Raw genomic sequence first — 15,574 nt, 5'->3', positions numbered from 1 at the left:
GCGTGCCCGGGTGGTGGCTGACAGGTTCATGACAGGTTCGCCTGTTAAACAGTTGGAACAACCAACCACCGTTTCCGGAACCTCCACCATGGCGACCGAATCCGCAGCCCGAAAGCCGGCGGAACCCACGGCGAAGACCGCATCGGCGGACCAGCGAACCCCGCTTTTTTATGGCGCCGCCTGCGGCGCGGGGGCCGGCGGCTCCGTCCTCCTCTACGAGGCGCGCCCGCAGCACCCCGCCGCCAAGGCACCGTAAGGCGCACCAAGCGCCGTTCTAAAAAACAAAAAAGTCCATTCGGAGGAAACACCATGAGCCTCGGCAACCCCGCCAAGGGGATGCTGGCGGCGGCCGTGCTGGCCGCTGCCGCCCTGTTCGCCGCTCCCGCGTCGGCGGAGATCAAGAATCTGGAGATCATCGCCCCCGCCAACGCCGGCGGCGGCTATGACCAGCACGCGCGCGCCATGCAGCAGGTCCTGCAGGACCACAAGCTGGCCTCCAGCGTCCAGGTGGTCAACATTCCGGGGGCGGGCGGCACCATCGGCCTCAGCCAGTTCGTCACCGCCAAGAAGCGCAACCCCGGCCTGATGATCTCCGGCCTCGGCATGATCGGGGCGATCCTGATCAACAAGTCGCCGGTGTCGCTCGATCAGGTGACCCCGCTGGCCCGCCTGACCGGCGAGTACCAGCCCATCGTCGTTGCCGCGGACTCGCCCCTGAAGACGCTCGACGACCTCGTGAAGAAGTTCAAGGCCGATCCCGGCTCCGTCTCCTGGGGCGGTTTCGCCGTCGGCAGCCCCGACCACATCCTCTACGGCCTGCTGGTCAAGGCGATCGGCGGCGACGTGTCCAAGATGAACTACATCGCCGCCGGCGCCGGCGGCGAGATGATGGCCTCGGTGCTGGGCGGCCACATCACCGTGGCGACCGGCGGCTACAACGAGATGGCCTCGCAGCTCCAGGCCGGAAAGCTGCGCGCGCTGGCGATCTCCTCCCCGCAGCGCCTTCCCGGCATCGACGTCCCGACCTTCAAGGAGCAGGGCGTGGACGTCGAGCTGGTGAACTGGCGCGCCGTGATGGCGCCGGGCAACCTGAAGGCGTCGGAGAAGCAGGTCCTGGACGACGCGGTCGGCGCCATGGTCCGCACCGACGAGTGGAAGCGCATCGCCGAGGAGCGTGGCTGGATCGACCTCTACCTGCCGCCCGACCGCTTCGCCGCCTTCGTGAAGGACGAGCGCACCCGGATCGAAGGCGTGCTGACCGAGCTGGGCCTCGTCAAGTGACCGACAGCCGGCGGCGGGCCACCGGTTTTCAAAACAAACATACCCCAAAAACAAAGCCATGGAGCGAAGCGTCATGACCATCCGCATGCCGGGCGCCGTGAAGGGCGTCCTGACCGCCGCCGTCCTCGCCACGGCCGCCCTCGCCGCCACCCCGTCGCTGGCCGAGATCAAGGGGCTGGAGATCATCGCCCCGGCCAGCCCCGGCGGCGGCTGGGACCAGCACGCCCGCACCCTCCAGCAGGTTCTGCAGGACCAGAAGCTGGCGTCGGGCATCCAGGTCGTGAACATCCCCGGCGCCGGCGGCACGGTCGGCCTCGCCCAGTTCGTCACCGCCAAGAAGCGCACGCCGACGATCCTGGTCGGCGGCCAGATCATGCTGGGCGCCATCGTCACCAACAAATCGGCGGTAACGCTCGATCAGGTGACCCCGCTGGCCCGGCTGACGGGCGAGTACACCGCCATCGTCGTCCCGCCGGATTCGCCCATCAAGACCTTCGACGACCTGATCAAGAAGTTCAAGGCGGACCCCGGCTCGGTGTCCTGGGGCGGCGGCTCGGCGGGCGGCAGCGACCAGATCCTGGCCGGGCTGATCGCCAAGGCGGTCGGCGTCGATCCCAACAAGGTGAACTACGTCGCCACCGCGGGCGGCGGCGAGCTGCTGGCCTCGGCGCTCGGCGGCCATGTGACGCTCGGCATGGGCGGCTACAGCGAGTTCGCCCCGCAGTTCCAGGCGGGCAAGCTGCGCGCCATCGCCGTCTCCGCCCCGCAGCGCCTGCCGGGCTCCGACACGCCGACCCTCAAGGAGCAGGGCGTCGATCTGGAGTTCGTGAACTGGCGCGGCGTCTTCGCCCAGTCCTCCGCCAAGCCGGCCGAGTTGAAGGAACTTCAGGAGGCCGTCGCCAAGGCCGTCGCCAGCGACGAGTGGAAGCAGGCCGTGAAGCAGCGCGGCTGGATCGACCTCTACCAGCCCTCCGCCGAGTTCGCCTCCTTCCTGAAGCAGGAGCGCGCGCAGATCGAAGGCACGCTGAAGGACATCGGCCTCGTGAAGTGAGGACCGAAGCAGGTGGGCGCGGTCGCCGCGCCCACCGGTCCGCAAAAAACAGTCTGGGAGGATGAAGCGATGACCACCGGTCGGAGCATGCGCGCCGGAGAGGCGGTGCTGGGCGGCGGGCTGATCGCCCTTGGGGGCCTGATCGCGGTCGAGACCATGCTGACCCCGAGCGTCGGCCGGGCGGTGGTCGGCCCCGCCCTGTTCCCCTACCTGATCTCGGGCGGCCTCGTTTTGGTTGGCCTGTCGCTGCTGCGCGAGGCCTTCGCCGGGGCCGTCGCCCACGCCGAGGGGCTGGAGCTGGACCTCTGGGCGGTGGCGCTGGTCGCGGCGGGGCTGGCCGTCCAGTTCCTGCTGCTCGACACGCTGGGCTGGATTCCCTCCACCACCATCCTGTTCGCCGCGGTCTCCCGCGCCTTCGGCGGCCGGCGGCTTATGGTCAATCTCGCCATCGGGCTGGCCCTCGCCGCCTTCACCTTCGTGGCCTTCAATTACGGGCTCGGCCTGAACCTGCCCGAGGGCAGCATCGTCGAACGGCTCACGTCCCCCGACGCCGAGTAAGGACGCCGGACAAGCCCAGCCTCGGGACCCCGCCTCGGGTCCCCCGCTTCGGGAAGGAAACTGCACAATGGACACCCTTGCCGCCCTGGGCCACGGCTTCCTCGTGGCGCTGACGCCCTACAACCTGCTGTGGTCGGCGATCGGCGTGACGGTGGGCACCGCGGTCGGCGTGCTGCCCGGCATCGGCCCGGCGCTGACCGTGGCGCTGCTGCTGCCGGTCACCTACGGGCTGGAGCCGACCTCCGCCTTCATCATGTTCGCCGGCATCTATTACGGCGCGATGTACGGCGGCTCGACGACCTCCATCCTCCTGAACGCGCCGGGCGAGTCCGGCAGCATCGTCACCGCCATCGACGGCCACGCCATGGCCCGCCAGGGCCGCGGCGCCCAGGCGCTGGCGACCGCCGCCATCGGCTCCTTCATCGCCGGCACCATCGCCACCGCGGCGCTGACCTTCGTCGCCCCGCTGATGGTCAAGATGGCCCTGCTGTTCGGCCCGGCCGAGTATTTCGCGCTGATGGTTCTGGCGCTGACCACCGTCACCGCGGTGCTGGGCAGCTCGCTGGCCCGCGGTCTGGCGAGCCTGTTCCTCGGGCTGGCGCTGGGTCTGGTCGGCATCGACATGCAGACCGGTCAGGCGCGGCTGGCCTTCGGCGTTCCGGAGCTGCTCGACGGCATCGACACGGTGGTCGTCGCGGTCGGCCTGTTCGCGGTGGGCGAGACGCTCTACGTCGCCTCCCGCCATCGCTTCGAGACGGAGGAGATCTACGCGCTCAAGGGCTCCAAATGGATGAGCCGCGAGGATTGGGCGCGCTCCTGGAAGCCGTGGCTGCGCGGCACCCTGCTGGGATTCCCCATCGGCACCCTGCCGGCCGGCGGCAGCGAGATCCCGACCTTCCTGTCCTATCTGGTGGAGAAGCGTCTGGCGAAGAAGCCGGAGGAGTTCGGCAAGGGCGCCATCGAGGCCGTCGCCGGCCCGGAGGCCGCCAACAACGCGTCGGCCGCCGGCGTGCTGGCGCCGCTGCTCTCGCTCGGCCTGCCGACCTCGGCGACCGCCGCCATCATGCTCGCCGCCTTCCAGCAATACGGCCTGCAGCCCGGCCCGACGCTGTTCGACAACAACCCCGAGCTGGTCTGGGGCATGATCGCCAGCCTCTACATCGGCAACGTGCTCCTGCTGGTGCTGAACCTGCCGCTGGTTGGCTTCTGGGTGAAGCTGCTGCTGATCCCGCGGCCCTGGCTGTACGCCGGCATCCTGGTCTTCTCGTCGCTCGGCGCCTACACGCTGAACAACAACGTCATCGATCTGGTCATCCTGTGGGTGATCGGGCTGCTCGGCTTCGGCATGCGCGTGCTGAACGTGCCGGTGGCGCCCTGCGTGGTCGGTCTGATCCTGGGGCCGCTGGCCGAACAGCAGTTCCGCCGCGCGCTGGCGATCAGCCAGGGCGACCCCTCGGTCTTCCTGACCCACCCGATCTCGGCGGCCCTGCTGATCATCGCCGCCCTGCTGGTGATCGGTCCGATGGTCCTGCGCTACCGCGGCAACGGGGCGGGCAAGAGCGGCAGCGCCTCGCCGTCCGGCAGCCATCCCGCGACCTAAGACCGCCATCCCTCGAAGGACATTTTCATGGAAAGCGTGGATCTCTGGTCGCAGCTCGCCGCCCTCGGACAGGTGGTCGCCATCGACCTCGTGCTGGCCGGCGACAACGCCATCGTCGTCGGCATGGCGGCCGCCGCGGTGCCGCTGGCCCAGCGCCGCAAGGTGATCTTCTGGGGCATCGGCGCCGCCATCATCCTGCGCATCTTCTTCGCGCTGATCACCACCCAGCTCCTCGCCATCATCGGGCTGACGCTCGCGGGCGGCGTGCTGCTGCTGTGGGTCTGCTGGAAGATGTTTCGCGAGCTGCGCTCCCACGGGACGGACGAGGTGGCGCCCGACGAGGCGATGGACGCCCCCGACACGCCGGTCGGCGTGTCGGGAAACGCCGCCGCCGGGGCGGCGGTCGGGGGCGTCACGGTGGGGGCCGCCATCTGGCAGATCGTGGTGGCGGACGTGTCGATGTCGCTCGACAACGTGCTGGCGGTGGCCGGTGCAGCCAAGGACCACCCCACCATCCTGGTCATCGGCCTGCTGCTGTCCGTCGTGCTGATGGGGGCTGCGGCCAACATGATCGCGCATGTCCTGCACAAGCACCGCTGGGTCGGCTGGGTCGGTCTCGCCATCATCACCTATGTGGCGCTCGACATGATCTGGCGCGGCAGCAACGAAGTCCTCATGCACACCTCCTGGCTATCGTGACGGAGCGAATCCGATGATCAAGAAGGTTCTCGTTCCCCTGACCGGGCGGCCGCTGGACCGCCGCGCCATCGCCACGGCCTTTCTGCTCGCCGACCGCTTCCGCGCCCATGTGGAGGGGTTGAGCGTCATGCCGCAGGTCGAGATCCGCACCTCCGTGGAAAGCGCCGCGATCCCCAAGGCGCTGGTCGAGCAGCTCATCCGCATCGGGCAGGAGGATCAGGCGCGGGTGGTCGATACCGCCCGGGAGCTGTTCGAGGAGTTCCGCGGCCGCTTCGCCGCCGCCGAGGCGGACAGCCTGACCGGCGGCGTCGCGGGCGCGGAGGGTCCGACCGCCTCCTGGCAGCAGGCGACCGGCCCTCTGGCCGAGACGCTGGCGGAGGAGGCCCGGCTCGCCGATCTGGTGGTGATCGCCCAGACCTCCGACGGGACCAACGCCATGGGACCGGCCATCGAGGCCAGCCTGTTCGGCTCCGGCCGTCCGCTGCTGCTGGCGCCGGCGGGCGAACCGGCGTCGGTCGGCTCCGCGGTGGCCGTGGCCTGGGACGGCGGGGCGGCCGCCGCGCGAGCGGTCGCGGCGGCGCTGCCGCTCCTGCAGCGCGCCGGCAAGGCGGTCATCCTGTCGGCCGACGTCGCCGACCCCGGACGCGCGTCCGACCCCGACCGCCTGTCGGCCTTTCTGGCGCTGCACGGCGTGGCGGCGTCGATCCGCCGGGTCGCGGCGTCCGGCCGGGCGGTCGGGCGGGCCTTGCAGGAGACGGCGGCCGAAGCCGGCTGCGACCTGCTGGTGATGGGCGCCTATGGCCACAGCCGGGTCCGCGAACGGGTGTGGGGCGGCGTGACGCTCGACGTGCTGCGCGAACCGCCCGCCATTCCCATCTTCATGGCGCACTGATTTGTGCATTACGGTGCCCCGGCACCGGGAGGCGGACCATGCGCATACTTGTCGTCGAGGACACCGAGGATCTGGCCGACGCCATCGTCCACCGGCTGCGCAAGCTGGGCTACGCCGTCGACTGGGCGCCGACCGGGGACGAGGCGGAGGAGCTGCTGCGCCAGGAGGCGTACCAGCTCGTCCTGCTCGACATCATGCTGCCGGGGGTGGACGGGCAGACGCTGCTGAACCGCCTGCGCCAGCGCCGCGACGCCACGCCGGTGCTGGTGATGACCGCCCGCTCCCAGGTGAATGTCCGGGTCGACCTGCTCGACCTCGGCGCCGACGACTTCATCGTGAAGCCCTTCGACCTGCGGGAACTGGAAGCCCGCTGCCGCGCCCTGCTGCGCCGCTCGCACGGGCTCGCCTCCTCGCGCACGCAGTTCGGCAATCTGGTCTTCGACGCCGCGGCCAAGAAGGTGCTGGTCGACGGTCGCCCCGTCGATCTCGGCGGCCGCGAGTTCCGGTTGCTGGAGCTGTTCCTCAGCAACCTGAACACCGTCCTGTCCAAGGAGGACCTGATGGACCGGCTGTTCAGCCTCGACCAGCCCACCGCGCTGAACGCCATCGAGTTGTATGTCTCCCGCCTCCGGCGCAAGCTGGAGGGCGCGTCGGTGGAGATCCGGACGGTTCGGGGGCTGGGGTATGTGGCGGAAGTGTGTGCCGAAGGCTGAGGGATTCTCGCTGCGGCGACGGCTGTTCATCCGGCTGCTCGGCGTTCTGGCCGTCCTGACCGCCGGGCTGTTCCTGTTCATCAGCGCCTACGCCCAGCGCGCCGCCGACGCCGCCTTCGACCGGCTGCTGATGGCGTCGGCGCTGTCGATCTCCGACACGGTGCGGGTGGAGGACGGGCGCTTCTCCGTCGACCTGCCCTACTCCTCGCTTGGCATCCTGGCCCAGGCGCGGCGCGACCGCGTGTTCTACCGGATCACCGCCCCGGACGGCGAGCTGGTCACCGGCTACCACGACCTGCCGGTGGCCCCCGCCAAGGCCGGGGTCGCCGGCGCGGCGGGCGGCGATTCCGCCACCCGGTTCGAGAACGCCACCTTCCGCGGCATGCCGGTGCGCGTCGCCGTCCTGAAGCGCTTCGCCACGCAGCCGGAGCTTGGCGGCTGGGTCACCATCGCCGTCGCCCAGACGCGGGAGGAGCGCGGGGCTCTGGCCCGCGACATCCTGGCGAACGCCTTCCTGCCCATCGCCTTCACCGTCGTCGCGGCGGGCGGGCTGATCTGGTTCGGCGTGCGGCAGGCGCTGGCCCCGCTGGGCTCGCTGGAGCGGATGATCCGCGAGCGGCAGCCCCACGATTTCTCCCCCATCGCCATGCCGCCGCCGCAGGAGGTCTCCCAGCTCGTCCAGGCGATCAACCAGCTCATGGCCCGGCTCCAATCCAACCTCGACACCATGCAGACCTTCCTGGCCGACGCCGCCCACCAGATCCGCACGCCGCTGGCCAGCCTGCGCCTGCAGGCCGAACTCGCCATCGACGAGGACGATCCCGACGCGCTCCACCGCATCGCCCAGCGCGTGCACCGCAACGCGGTGGAGGCCAGCCAGCTGACCAGCCAGCTCCTCAACCACGCCATGGTGATCCACCGCAGCGAGGCGCTGAAGCCCGAGGACGTCGACCTCGGCGCCCTGCTGGAGCAGGTGTTCCAGCGCGCCCGCGCGGTGGCCGGCGACACGGCGATCCGCCTGGACATCGACCGCGCGGCGGAGACGGCCACCGTCCCCGGCGACGCCATCAGCCTGCGCGAGGCGCTGACCAACCTGCTCGACAACGCGGTGAAGTACGCCGGCCCGTCCGGCCCCATCGACCTGACCCTGACCCAGCGGCCGGACGGGCGGGGCCTGCGCGTGGAGATCGCCGACCGCGGCCCCGGCGTGCCGGACGCCGAGAAGCGCCGCGTGCTGGAGCGGTTCGGGCGCGGCAGCTCCGCCGCCGGGGTGGCGGGCAGCGGGCTGGGCCTCGCCATCGTCACCTCGGTGGTGGAGGCGCACGGAGCGGATTTGTCCCTGCTCGACCGCCCCGGCGGCGGACTGATCGCGCGCATCGACTTCCCGACGGCGGACGGCGGCACCGCCGCGGCAGGAGCGGGGGCCGCGCGGGCCCTGCTGCCGTTGCTGCTCCTCGCCGCCCTGCTCTGGGCGCCCTGGGCGCAGGCGGCGCAACTGCTCACCTACCCCGCCCCCGGCGGCGAGCGGGAGCGGCTGCGCATCCATTCCGCCACCGACCGGCAGGCCATCGAGCCGCTGGTCCTCGACTTCCAGCAGCTCCACCCCGACGTCACCGTCGAGTACAAGGACATGGACACCGCCGACCTCTACGCCGAGGCGGTGACCGTTCCAGCGAAGGGAGCCGCGGCGGAGACTCCCGACCTGCTCATCAGTTCCGCCTCCGACCTGCAGGTGAAGCTGGTCAATGACGGCTACACCCAGCCTCACCGCTCCGCCCTGACGGACGCGCTGCCGGACTGGGCGAACTGGCGGGACGAGGCGTTCGGCTTCACCTTCGAACCGGCGGTGATCGCCTACAACCGCGACCTGCTGCCCGACGCCCAGGCGCCGCGCACGCGCCCCGCGCTGATCCGGCTGCTGCGTGACGACCCGGCACGCTTCAGCCGGCGGGTCGCCACCTACGACACCGCCACCAGCGGCATCGGCTATCTGCTGGCCTCCCACGATGCCCTGCTGTTCGGCCAGTACTGGCAGCTCGTCGCGGTGATGGGCAACGCCCAGGCGCGGCTGGCCTGCTGCTCCGGCGAGATCCTCGACATGGTGGAGCGGGGCGAGGTGCTGATCGCCTACAACGTCCTCGGTTCCTACGCGCGGGCGCGGGCAGCGGCGGGGGCGCCCATCGGCATCGTGGTGCCGGAGGACTACACGCTGGTCATCTCCCGCGTCGCGGTGATCCCCCGGACGGCGCCCCGCCCGCAGCTCGCCGGGGCGTTCATCGACTATCTGCTGTCGCCGCGCGGGCAGGAGGTGGTGGCCGACCGCTCCGCCCTCTACGCCATCTCCTCCGGCATCAAGCGGGAGGCGTCGGCGTCGGGCCTGCGCTCCAGCACGGCGGCGCCGCTGCACCCCATCGCCCTCAGCCCGGCCCTGCTGGTCTTCCTCGACCGGCTGAAGCGGGAGCGCTTCCTCCAGCAATGGCAGTCGGCGATCCTGCTGCCCTGAGCCGGGAAAGGCCCCGCACTCCACCGCATCCTCCGGCGAAAATCGACGCCCCACCCCCATCCGTTTGCGGATTCGCAAAGGCGGCGCCGCGCCCTCTCCCTAGCCTGGGGGGACGGCCCGCCCCTGCTCTGCCCCCTCCGCACCCATGTCCGCGGGCCGAACCACGGACGAGCATGATGAGCGTTTCCACCACCGAGCCGCAAACCGCCACCCGCCCCGCGGAACCCGCGCGCAAGAGCAGCCTTTACGCCAGGCACAACAAGATCTATCCGAAGTCGGTCGCCGGCGCCTTCCGCCGGCTGAAATGGCTGACGCTGATCTGTCTGCTGAGCCTCTATTACATCACCCCCTGGATCCGCTGGGACCGCGGCCCCAACGCGCCGGACCAAGCGGTGCTGGTGGATATGCCGGGCCGCCGCCTGTACGTCTTCTTCATCGAGCTGTGGCCGCAGCAGGTCTATTACCTGACCGGCGCGCTGATCCTGGGGGCCATCGGCCTGTTCCTGGCGACCGCGCTCGCCGGGCGCGTCTGGTGCGGCTACGCCTGCCCGCAGACGGTGTGGAGCGACCTGTTCCTGTGGGTGGAGCGCCGGATCGAGGGCGACCGCGGCGACCGCATCCGCCTCGACCACGCCCCCTGGTCGCCGGCCAAGCTGGGCAAGAAGGCGGCCAAGCACGCCGCGTGGCTGCTCATCGCGCTGCTGACCGGCGGGGCCTGGGTCTTCTATTTCAACGACGCCCCGACCCTGGCGCTGGAGATGCTGCGGTTCGAGGCGTCCTCGACCGTGCTGCTGTTCGTCGGGCTGTTCACCGCGACCACCTATCTGCTGGCCGGCCACGCGCGCGAGCAGGTGTGCATCTACATGTGCCCCTGGCCGCGCTTCCAGGCGGCGATGCAGGACGAGGAGAGCCTGACCGTCACCTATGAGGACTGGCGGGGCGAGGGCCGCGGCCATCTGAAGCGCTCGCAAAGCTGGGAGGAGCGCAAGGCGAAGGGGCTGGGCGACTGCATCGACTGCGGGGCCTGCGTCCATGTCTGCCCGACCGGGGTGGACATCCGCAACGGCCCCCAGCTCGCCTGCATCGGCTGCGGCCTGTGCGTGGACGCCTGCAACGACGTGATGGCGAGGATCGGGCGGCCCGGCGATCTGGTCCGCTTCGATTCCCTGAACGCCCAGATCGCGCGGGCCAACGGCGCCAAGCCGGCGTTCAAGCCGGTCCGCCCGCGCACCATCATCTACACGCTGCTGCTGGTCGTCGTCGGCGGGATGATGGCCGCCGGGCTGGTGCTGAAGCCGAAGGTGGACGTGAACATCCTGCGCGACCGCGCGCCGCTGTTCGTCACCCTGTCCAACGGCGAGATCCAGAACGCCTACACGGTCAAGGTCCTGAACATGACGCGTGCGGCCCAGAGCTACCGCCTGTCCGTCAGCGGGCTTCCCGGCGCCGCCCTGTCGGTGGCCGGCGGCGAAGACGCGGCGGCGGACGGCTCCGTCCTGATCCAGGCCGATCCCGACAGCGTGGCGACCCACCGCGTGCTGGTCCGCGTGCCGAAGGAGGCGCTGCGCCAGCCATCGACCCCCACGGCCTTCGTCGTCACCCGCCAGCCGGACGGGCTGACCGTCCAGCACGAGACCGTCTTCCTCGGTCCCTGATCCCGTCATTCCCGGCCACCAAGGAGATCGCGCCATGCATTTCGACACCACCACCTACATCGCCCTGGTCGGCGCCGTCAGCGTGTTCGTCGTGACCATCGGCGTCTTCGCCTTCCTGCTGACCCGCAAGGGCAAGTGACGGCCTGCGCAGGAGAGGCCGGCAACCTCCTCCCGGACGCCCGCCGCCGTCCGGGAGGAGGTTGCCGGCCGCGCCGGACCTGTTGCATAACCGCACGCGACGGAAGAATGTCCCAAGACCGGCGTCGTGAAGGGGCCATGGATGGAAGTGCTGAAATTCGCGCCGGAGGATTTCGCCCACGAACTTCTGGCGCTCGAAGTCGCCAAGCTCATCAAGGACGAGACGCCTCCGGCGGAGCCGCTCACCTTCCACGCCTACTGGGACGGCGCGCTGAACGAGAAGCACCTCATCTCGATCAAAAGCTGCTACCTGTTCAATGTCCGTGGCCGCGCGAACAAAATCATCCTGTGGACGCGGAACGGCGTCGAGAACGCGCATCGGGACGACATCGGACAATACGCCGAGATCCGCGCCTTTTCCGAGCGCGACGAATGCCGCGGGACCTTTCTCGAGGGGAATGATTTCGGGCGGTCGCTCGACGCGTCCTTCTACTCCGACATCGTCCGCTACATCCTGCTCTACAAATACGGCGGTGTGTGGTTCGACCTCGACTGCCTGTTCCTGAGGAGCGTCACGCCACTCCTGAACCAGTTTCCCGGCAAGATCCTGGCCTACCGCTGGGAACAGCAGAGCTATCCCAACGGCGCGCTCTACATCTCCCCCACGCCCCGGTCGGAGGCGATGAGGGGCAACATCGAGTTCATCCGGAAACGGGGGCGCGGCTGGGGTTTCCAACAGGCCGGTCTGGTGTACGACACGCCGATGGACATTCTGGTGCTGCCGTGCCCCTGGTTCGACGCCGGATGGATCGACAATCCCGTGCTGCACTTCAGGGATTTCCTGAGGGCGTCGCCGGTCGCCTTCGATCTCGACAGCTTCTTCCCCGGCGCCTTCTGCTTCCACTGGCACAACAAGTGGCACGACGTCATCGAGCCGGAGAGCCCGATGGATCGCCTCGCCCGTGACATCGACCGCCAGCTGTCCGTGGGGCGGTGAGCGCTGCCGCGATCATCGCCCTCCGCCCTTGTTGAAGCCCCGACGCCGGACCGGAAACCACGGAGCGGGGACCCATCATGACCACCAAGCTGACGGGAAGCGCCGACCGCCTGGAGGTGGGCGGCTGGGCAGCCAGCAGCAACGTCTGGAATCCGGGCGGCTACCGCAACGGCAAGGACTTCACCCAGTCCATCGCCATCGACGAGGCGACCTTTCCCAACGGGACGGTGATCAGCTGGAACTGGCCCTACGACAGCCGGCGGGCCCTGACCTACGAGAATTACCCGGTGCGGGCCTACCCCGAGCTGACGCACGGGGTCAACCCGTGGAACGACGCGCCATCCACCAGCAAGGTCCTGCCGGCGCGGATCGCCGACCTGCCGAACTTCGACGTGACTTACAAGGTCGGACTGACCGGTGCGCCGGACCTCTACAACGTCGCCGTCAGCCTGTGGATCGGCGACGACCCGAAGAAGGGGATCGAAGGGGTGACCGACGAGGTCATGGTGTGGCTGCACAGCGGTTACTTCACCCCCGCCGGTGAGCCGGTCGCGACGCTGGGCGACGCGCAGGGGAAGGCCACGCTGTGGAACAAGCCGGTGTTCAGCGGCGGGGTGGACGGCAACCCGATCGACTGGGAATACACGGTCCTGCAATACGGCGACGACCGGCTGGCCGGGACGCTGGACCTGGACGGGCTGCTGGACGAGCTTCAGGGACGCGGCATCGTCAACGAGACGGACTGGATTCTGGGTTTCCAGTTCGGCGCGGAGGTGGCGGCGGGCGCCGGATCGATGACGGTGGAGCAGCTGGCCGTGGATTTCGCAGCGCCTCCGGCGCCGGTCCTGACCTCGACCCCGGCCCCGGCTCCGGCGATGGTTGCAACGCCGCCGGAACCGGTGATCGCGGTGCCGCCGTCGGTGTAGGGGTGAGCGGCCATGCCGGCCCCCCACCCCCGATCCCCGACGGATCAGCCGGCCAGCGACTTGCCGGCGGCGCCCAGATCGGCGAAGGCCTCGTCGAGGCGGCGGACCATGCCCTGCTCGCCCAGGCGCAGCCACTTGCGCGGGTCGTACAGCTTCTTCAGCGGCTTGCCCGACTGCGGGTCGATCTGATGGCGGAAGGCCGCCTGATTCTCCAGCACGAAGCCGCCGATGGACTCGGCGAAGGCGAACTGGGTGTCGGTGTCGATGTTCATCTTGAACACGCCGAAGCCGACCGCCTGGGCGATCTTCTCCTTCTCCGACCCCGAACCGCCGTGGAACACCAGGGCCAGCGGCTTGGCACCGCCGCCGTGACGCTCCGACACCAGGGCCTGCGAGGCGCCGAGGATTTCCGGGCGCAGCTTGACGTTGCCCGGGGCGTAGACGCCGTGCACGTTGCCGAAGGAGGCCGCGACCGAGAAATGGCCGATGGGCGACAGCTCCTCGTAGGCGCGCAGCACGTCCTCCGGCTGGGTGTAGAGGTGGGCGTTGTTGGCGGCGTCCAGATCCTCCGACCCGATGCCGTCCTCCTCGCCGCCGGTCACGCCCAACTCGATCTCCAGGCTCATGCCCAGCGGGGCGAGGCGCTTGAGGATGCGGGCGCATTCCGACAGGTTCAAGTCCAGCGACTCCTCAGACAGGTCGAGCATGTGCGAGCTGAACAGCGGCCGGCCGGTGCGGCGGAAATGCTCCTCGCCATGGCCGATCATGCCCTCGACCCAGGGAATCAGACCCTTGTTCGCGTGGTCCGTGTGCAGGACGACGCAGACGCCGTACTGCTCGGCCAGAAGATGGACGTGCTGGGCCGCCGACACGGCGCCGAGGATGCGCGCCTGGAGCGCGTCCTTCATGCCCTCGCCGGCGTAGAAGCGGGCGCCGCCGTTGGACAGCTGCACGATCACGTCGGAGCGGTTCTTCGCCGCCGCCTCGAGGACGGCGTTGATCCCGTTGGTGCCGACCACGTTGACCGCCGGCAGAGCGTAACCGCCGTCCTGGCAGGCGGCGATCAGCGCGCGGTAGTCCTCTCCGGTCACGACGCCGGGCTTCAGTCGGGTCGGGGCAGACATGGGTGAATTCCTCCCTCGGAAAAATACTGCCTTGAGACGTTGGTTCAAACGTCGGTTCGATCGTTCGGCCAAGCCCCATATGGGCATGGGACCGGCGAACGCCACGCGCTCTTTTTGCCACTTCCCGCGCCGGAACGCTGCAAAAGACTTGCCGCGAAAGCCACTCCGGGCCTGTGACGAAAGGACCCGCGACAGCCGCCAGGCGCCATCGCCGTCGAGATCTGAAGAACGAGATCTGAAGAAGGAGACCGGGACCATGGACGCTCACTGTGTCTGGAAGACGGACGCGCAGCTTGGCGAGGGGCCGGTCTGGTCGCCGGCGCGCAACGCCCTGTTCGCCGTGGACATCCGGGGGTCGCGCCTGCTGCGCTACACCCCCGCCGATGGCCGGGGCCGCGCCTGGCCGCTGGAGGAGGCCGCCTGCTGGCTGGTCGAGCGGGCGGGCGGCGCCGGCTTCATCGCCGGGCTGCGCTCGCGCCGGCTGGTCGGCCTGACGCTCGACGGCGACCGGCTCTCGGTGGGGGCCGAACTGCTGCGGCTGGAGGAGGACCGTCCCGGCAACCGGCTGAACGACGCCATGGCCGACGCGGCGGGCCGCCTGTGGGTGGGCAGCATGGACGACGCGGAGCGGGAGGCCTCCGGCGCCCTCCACCGCGTCGGGCCGGACGGCTCCGTGGAACGGGTGGACACGGGCTACACGGTCAGCAACGGCCCCGCCTTGTCCCCGGACGGGCGGACGCTCTACCACACCGACAGCCCGTCCCGGACCATCTACGCCTTCGCCCTGGCCGCGGACGGCGCCCTGTCCGGCAAGCGCGTCCACATCCGCTTCGGCGAGGAGGACGGCTATCCCGACGGCATGACCTGCGACGCCGAGGGCCATCTCTGGGTCGCCCACTGGAGCGGCGGGCGGGTCAGCCGCTTCCGGCCGGACGGGACGCTGGACCGGGTGGTGCGGCTGCCGGTGTCCAACGTCACCTCCTGCGCCTTCGGCGGGCCGGGGCTGGACCAGCTCTTCATCACCACCGCCGCCCAGGACGCGCCGGACGGGGAGCCGCTGGCCGGCGGGCTGTTCGCCTGCACGCCCGGCGTCGTCGGCCTGCCGCCGGGTCAATTCGGCGCGCCCTGACCAGGGCATGGGTCCCGTCCGCCGGTCTTGCCAGCGGATTTGATATACTAGTATAACTCTTGAGCTGAACAGCAGCCGTCACCGCATGGCGGAAGGATCGCGCGCCGCCGTGGCGGGCCCTTCCGCCAAGTGATAGATCTGTGCGGACACCGCAGCGCAACCGGCGCCACCCGGGCGGCGGGGTCCGCAACCGTGCCGAAGCCATTCTCCCACAAGGGAAAAAGGGCTTTAGCGGGTGCAGCAAACTGCTTTACAGTTGCACGCCGATCCTTTCGACGGTTCCACCTTCGCACAGCCGGAGCGACCCA

General features: G+C 69.9%; 13 protein-coding genes. 12 read left to right on the top strand and 1 reads right to left on the bottom strand.

The features are described 5' to 3' along the window. The first annotated feature begins 309 nt into the window (after positions 1 to 309). From ABVN73_RS25655 to ABVN73_RS25605, 11 genes are all read left to right on the top strand, one after another. Entirely contained in the window at positions 310 to 1,281 is a 972-nt protein-coding gene (locus ABVN73_RS25655; protein WP_353861897.1) for a tripartite tricarboxylate transporter substrate binding protein, read from the top strand. A 73-nt stretch (positions 1,282 to 1,354) separates the two neighbouring features. Then, entirely contained in the window at positions 1,355 to 2,332 is a 978-nt protein-coding gene (locus tag ABVN73_RS25650; protein ID WP_353861896.1) for a tripartite tricarboxylate transporter substrate-binding protein, read from the top strand. A 69-nt stretch (positions 2,333 to 2,401) separates the two neighbouring features. After that, the gene (locus ABVN73_RS25645; RefSeq protein ID WP_353861895.1) at positions 2,402 to 2,890 is read left to right on the top strand and encodes a tripartite tricarboxylate transporter TctB family protein; all 489 of its coding nucleotides are present in this window, start codon (positions 2,402 to 2,404) and stop codon (positions 2,888 to 2,890) included. Between the two features lie 67 nt (positions 2,891 to 2,957). Then, on the top strand, positions 2,958 to 4,490 hold the full coding sequence (locus ABVN73_RS25640) for a tripartite tricarboxylate transporter permease (RefSeq protein WP_353861894.1): 1,533 nt from the start codon (positions 2,958 to 2,960) through the stop codon (positions 4,488 to 4,490). Between the two features lie 27 nt (positions 4,491 to 4,517). After that, on the top strand, positions 4,518 to 5,189 hold the full coding sequence (locus tag ABVN73_RS25635) for a TerC family protein (RefSeq protein ID WP_353861893.1): 672 nt from the start codon (positions 4,518 to 4,520) through the stop codon (positions 5,187 to 5,189). A 13-nt stretch (positions 5,190 to 5,202) separates the two neighbouring features. After that, positions 5,203 to 6,081 carry a universal stress protein gene (locus ABVN73_RS25630; protein WP_353861892.1) on the top strand — a complete coding sequence of 293 codons (879 nt, stop codon included), beginning with the start codon at positions 5,203 to 5,205 and terminating at the stop codon, positions 6,079 to 6,081. Between the two features lie 38 nt (positions 6,082 to 6,119). After that, positions 6,120 to 6,794 carry a response regulator transcription factor gene (locus tag ABVN73_RS25625; protein ID WP_014200002.1) on the top strand — a complete coding sequence of 225 codons (675 nt, stop codon included), beginning with the start codon at positions 6,120 to 6,122 and terminating at the stop codon, positions 6,792 to 6,794. After that, positions 6,781 to 9,297 (top strand): extracellular solute-binding protein, encoded by a 2,517-nt coding sequence (locus tag ABVN73_RS25620; RefSeq protein ID WP_353861891.1) that lies wholly within the window; start codon positions 6,781 to 6,783, stop codon positions 9,295 to 9,297. The genes ABVN73_RS25625 and ABVN73_RS25620 overlap by 14 nt, the downstream gene beginning before the upstream one ends. A 173-nt stretch (positions 9,298 to 9,470) precedes the next feature. Beyond that, on the top strand, positions 9,471 to 10,952 hold the full coding sequence (gene ccoG, locus ABVN73_RS25615) for a cytochrome c oxidase accessory protein CcoG (protein WP_353861890.1): 1,482 nt from the start codon (positions 9,471 to 9,473) through the stop codon (positions 10,950 to 10,952). Between the two features lie 280 nt (positions 10,953 to 11,232). Continuing rightward, positions 11,233 to 12,087, top strand: coding sequence for a glycosyltransferase (locus tag ABVN73_RS25610; protein ID WP_353861889.1), 855 nt, complete (start codon positions 11,233 to 11,235; stop codon positions 12,085 to 12,087). A 77-nt stretch (positions 12,088 to 12,164) separates the two neighbouring features. Beyond that, positions 12,165 to 13,013, top strand: a complete 849-nt coding sequence (locus tag ABVN73_RS25605) for a hypothetical protein (protein WP_353861888.1) — start codon at positions 12,165 to 12,167, stop codon at positions 13,011 to 13,013. Between the two features lie 44 nt (positions 13,014 to 13,057). On the opposite strand, the gene fbaA is transcribed toward ABVN73_RS25605, so the two are convergent. Then, complete coding sequence (fbaA, locus tag ABVN73_RS25600) at positions 13,058 to 14,137, bottom strand: class II fructose-bisphosphate aldolase (RefSeq protein ID WP_353861887.1); 1,080 nt, start codon at positions 14,135 to 14,137, stop codon at positions 13,058 to 13,060. A gap of 256 nt (positions 14,138 to 14,393) precedes the next feature. Between fbaA and ABVN73_RS25595 the strand changes: the two genes are divergently transcribed. Continuing rightward, positions 14,394 to 15,266 (top strand): SMP-30/gluconolactonase/LRE family protein, encoded by an 873-nt coding sequence (locus ABVN73_RS25595; RefSeq protein WP_353861886.1) that lies wholly within the window; start codon positions 14,394 to 14,396, stop codon positions 15,264 to 15,266. Positions 15,267 to 15,574: the final 308 nt, after the last annotated feature.

Source organism: Azospirillum formosense, assembly GCF_040500525.1.
Lineage (GTDB): Bacteria > Pseudomonadota > Alphaproteobacteria > Azospirillales > Azospirillaceae > Azospirillum > Azospirillum formosense_A.
The sequence above is the reverse complement of the archived record's forward strand: the minus strand, read 5'-3'. Positions and strand labels throughout refer to the sequence as shown.

Excerpts from the sequence above, each read along its gene's own strand:
- ABVN73_RS25610 (WP_353861889.1), top strand. The coding sequence starts at position 11,233 with ATGGAAGTGCTGAAATTCGCGCCGGAGGATTTCGCCCACGAACTTCTG.
- ABVN73_RS25625 (WP_014200002.1), top strand. The coding sequence starts at position 6,120 with ATGCGCATACTTGTCGTCGAGGACACCGAGGATCTGGCCGACGCCATC.
- ABVN73_RS25645 (WP_353861895.1), top strand. The coding sequence starts at position 2,402 with ATGACCACCGGTCGGAGCATGCGCGCCGGAGAGGCGGTGCTGGGCGGC.
- fbaA (WP_353861887.1), bottom strand. The coding sequence starts at position 14,137 with ATGTCTGCCCCGACCCGACTGAAGCCCGGCGTCGTGACCGGAGAGGAC.
- ABVN73_RS25595 (WP_353861886.1), top strand. The coding sequence starts at position 14,394 with ATGGACGCTCACTGTGTCTGGAAGACGGACGCGCAGCTTGGCGAGGGG.
- ABVN73_RS25650 (WP_353861896.1), top strand. The coding sequence starts at position 1,355 with ATGACCATCCGCATGCCGGGCGCCGTGAAGGGCGTCCTGACCGCCGCC.
- ABVN73_RS25605 (WP_353861888.1), top strand. The coding sequence starts at position 12,165 with ATGACCACCAAGCTGACGGGAAGCGCCGACCGCCTGGAGGTGGGCGGC.
- ABVN73_RS25655 (WP_353861897.1), top strand. The coding sequence starts at position 310 with ATGAGCCTCGGCAACCCCGCCAAGGGGATGCTGGCGGCGGCCGTGCTG.
- ABVN73_RS25640 (WP_353861894.1), top strand. The coding sequence starts at position 2,958 with ATGGACACCCTTGCCGCCCTGGGCCACGGCTTCCTCGTGGCGCTGACG.
- ABVN73_RS25635 (WP_353861893.1), top strand. The coding sequence starts at position 4,518 with ATGGAAAGCGTGGATCTCTGGTCGCAGCTCGCCGCCCTCGGACAGGTG.
- ccoG (WP_353861890.1), top strand. The coding sequence starts at position 9,471 with ATGATGAGCGTTTCCACCACCGAGCCGCAAACCGCCACCCGCCCCGCG.
- ABVN73_RS25630 (WP_353861892.1), top strand. The coding sequence starts at position 5,203 with ATGATCAAGAAGGTTCTCGTTCCCCTGACCGGGCGGCCGCTGGACCGC.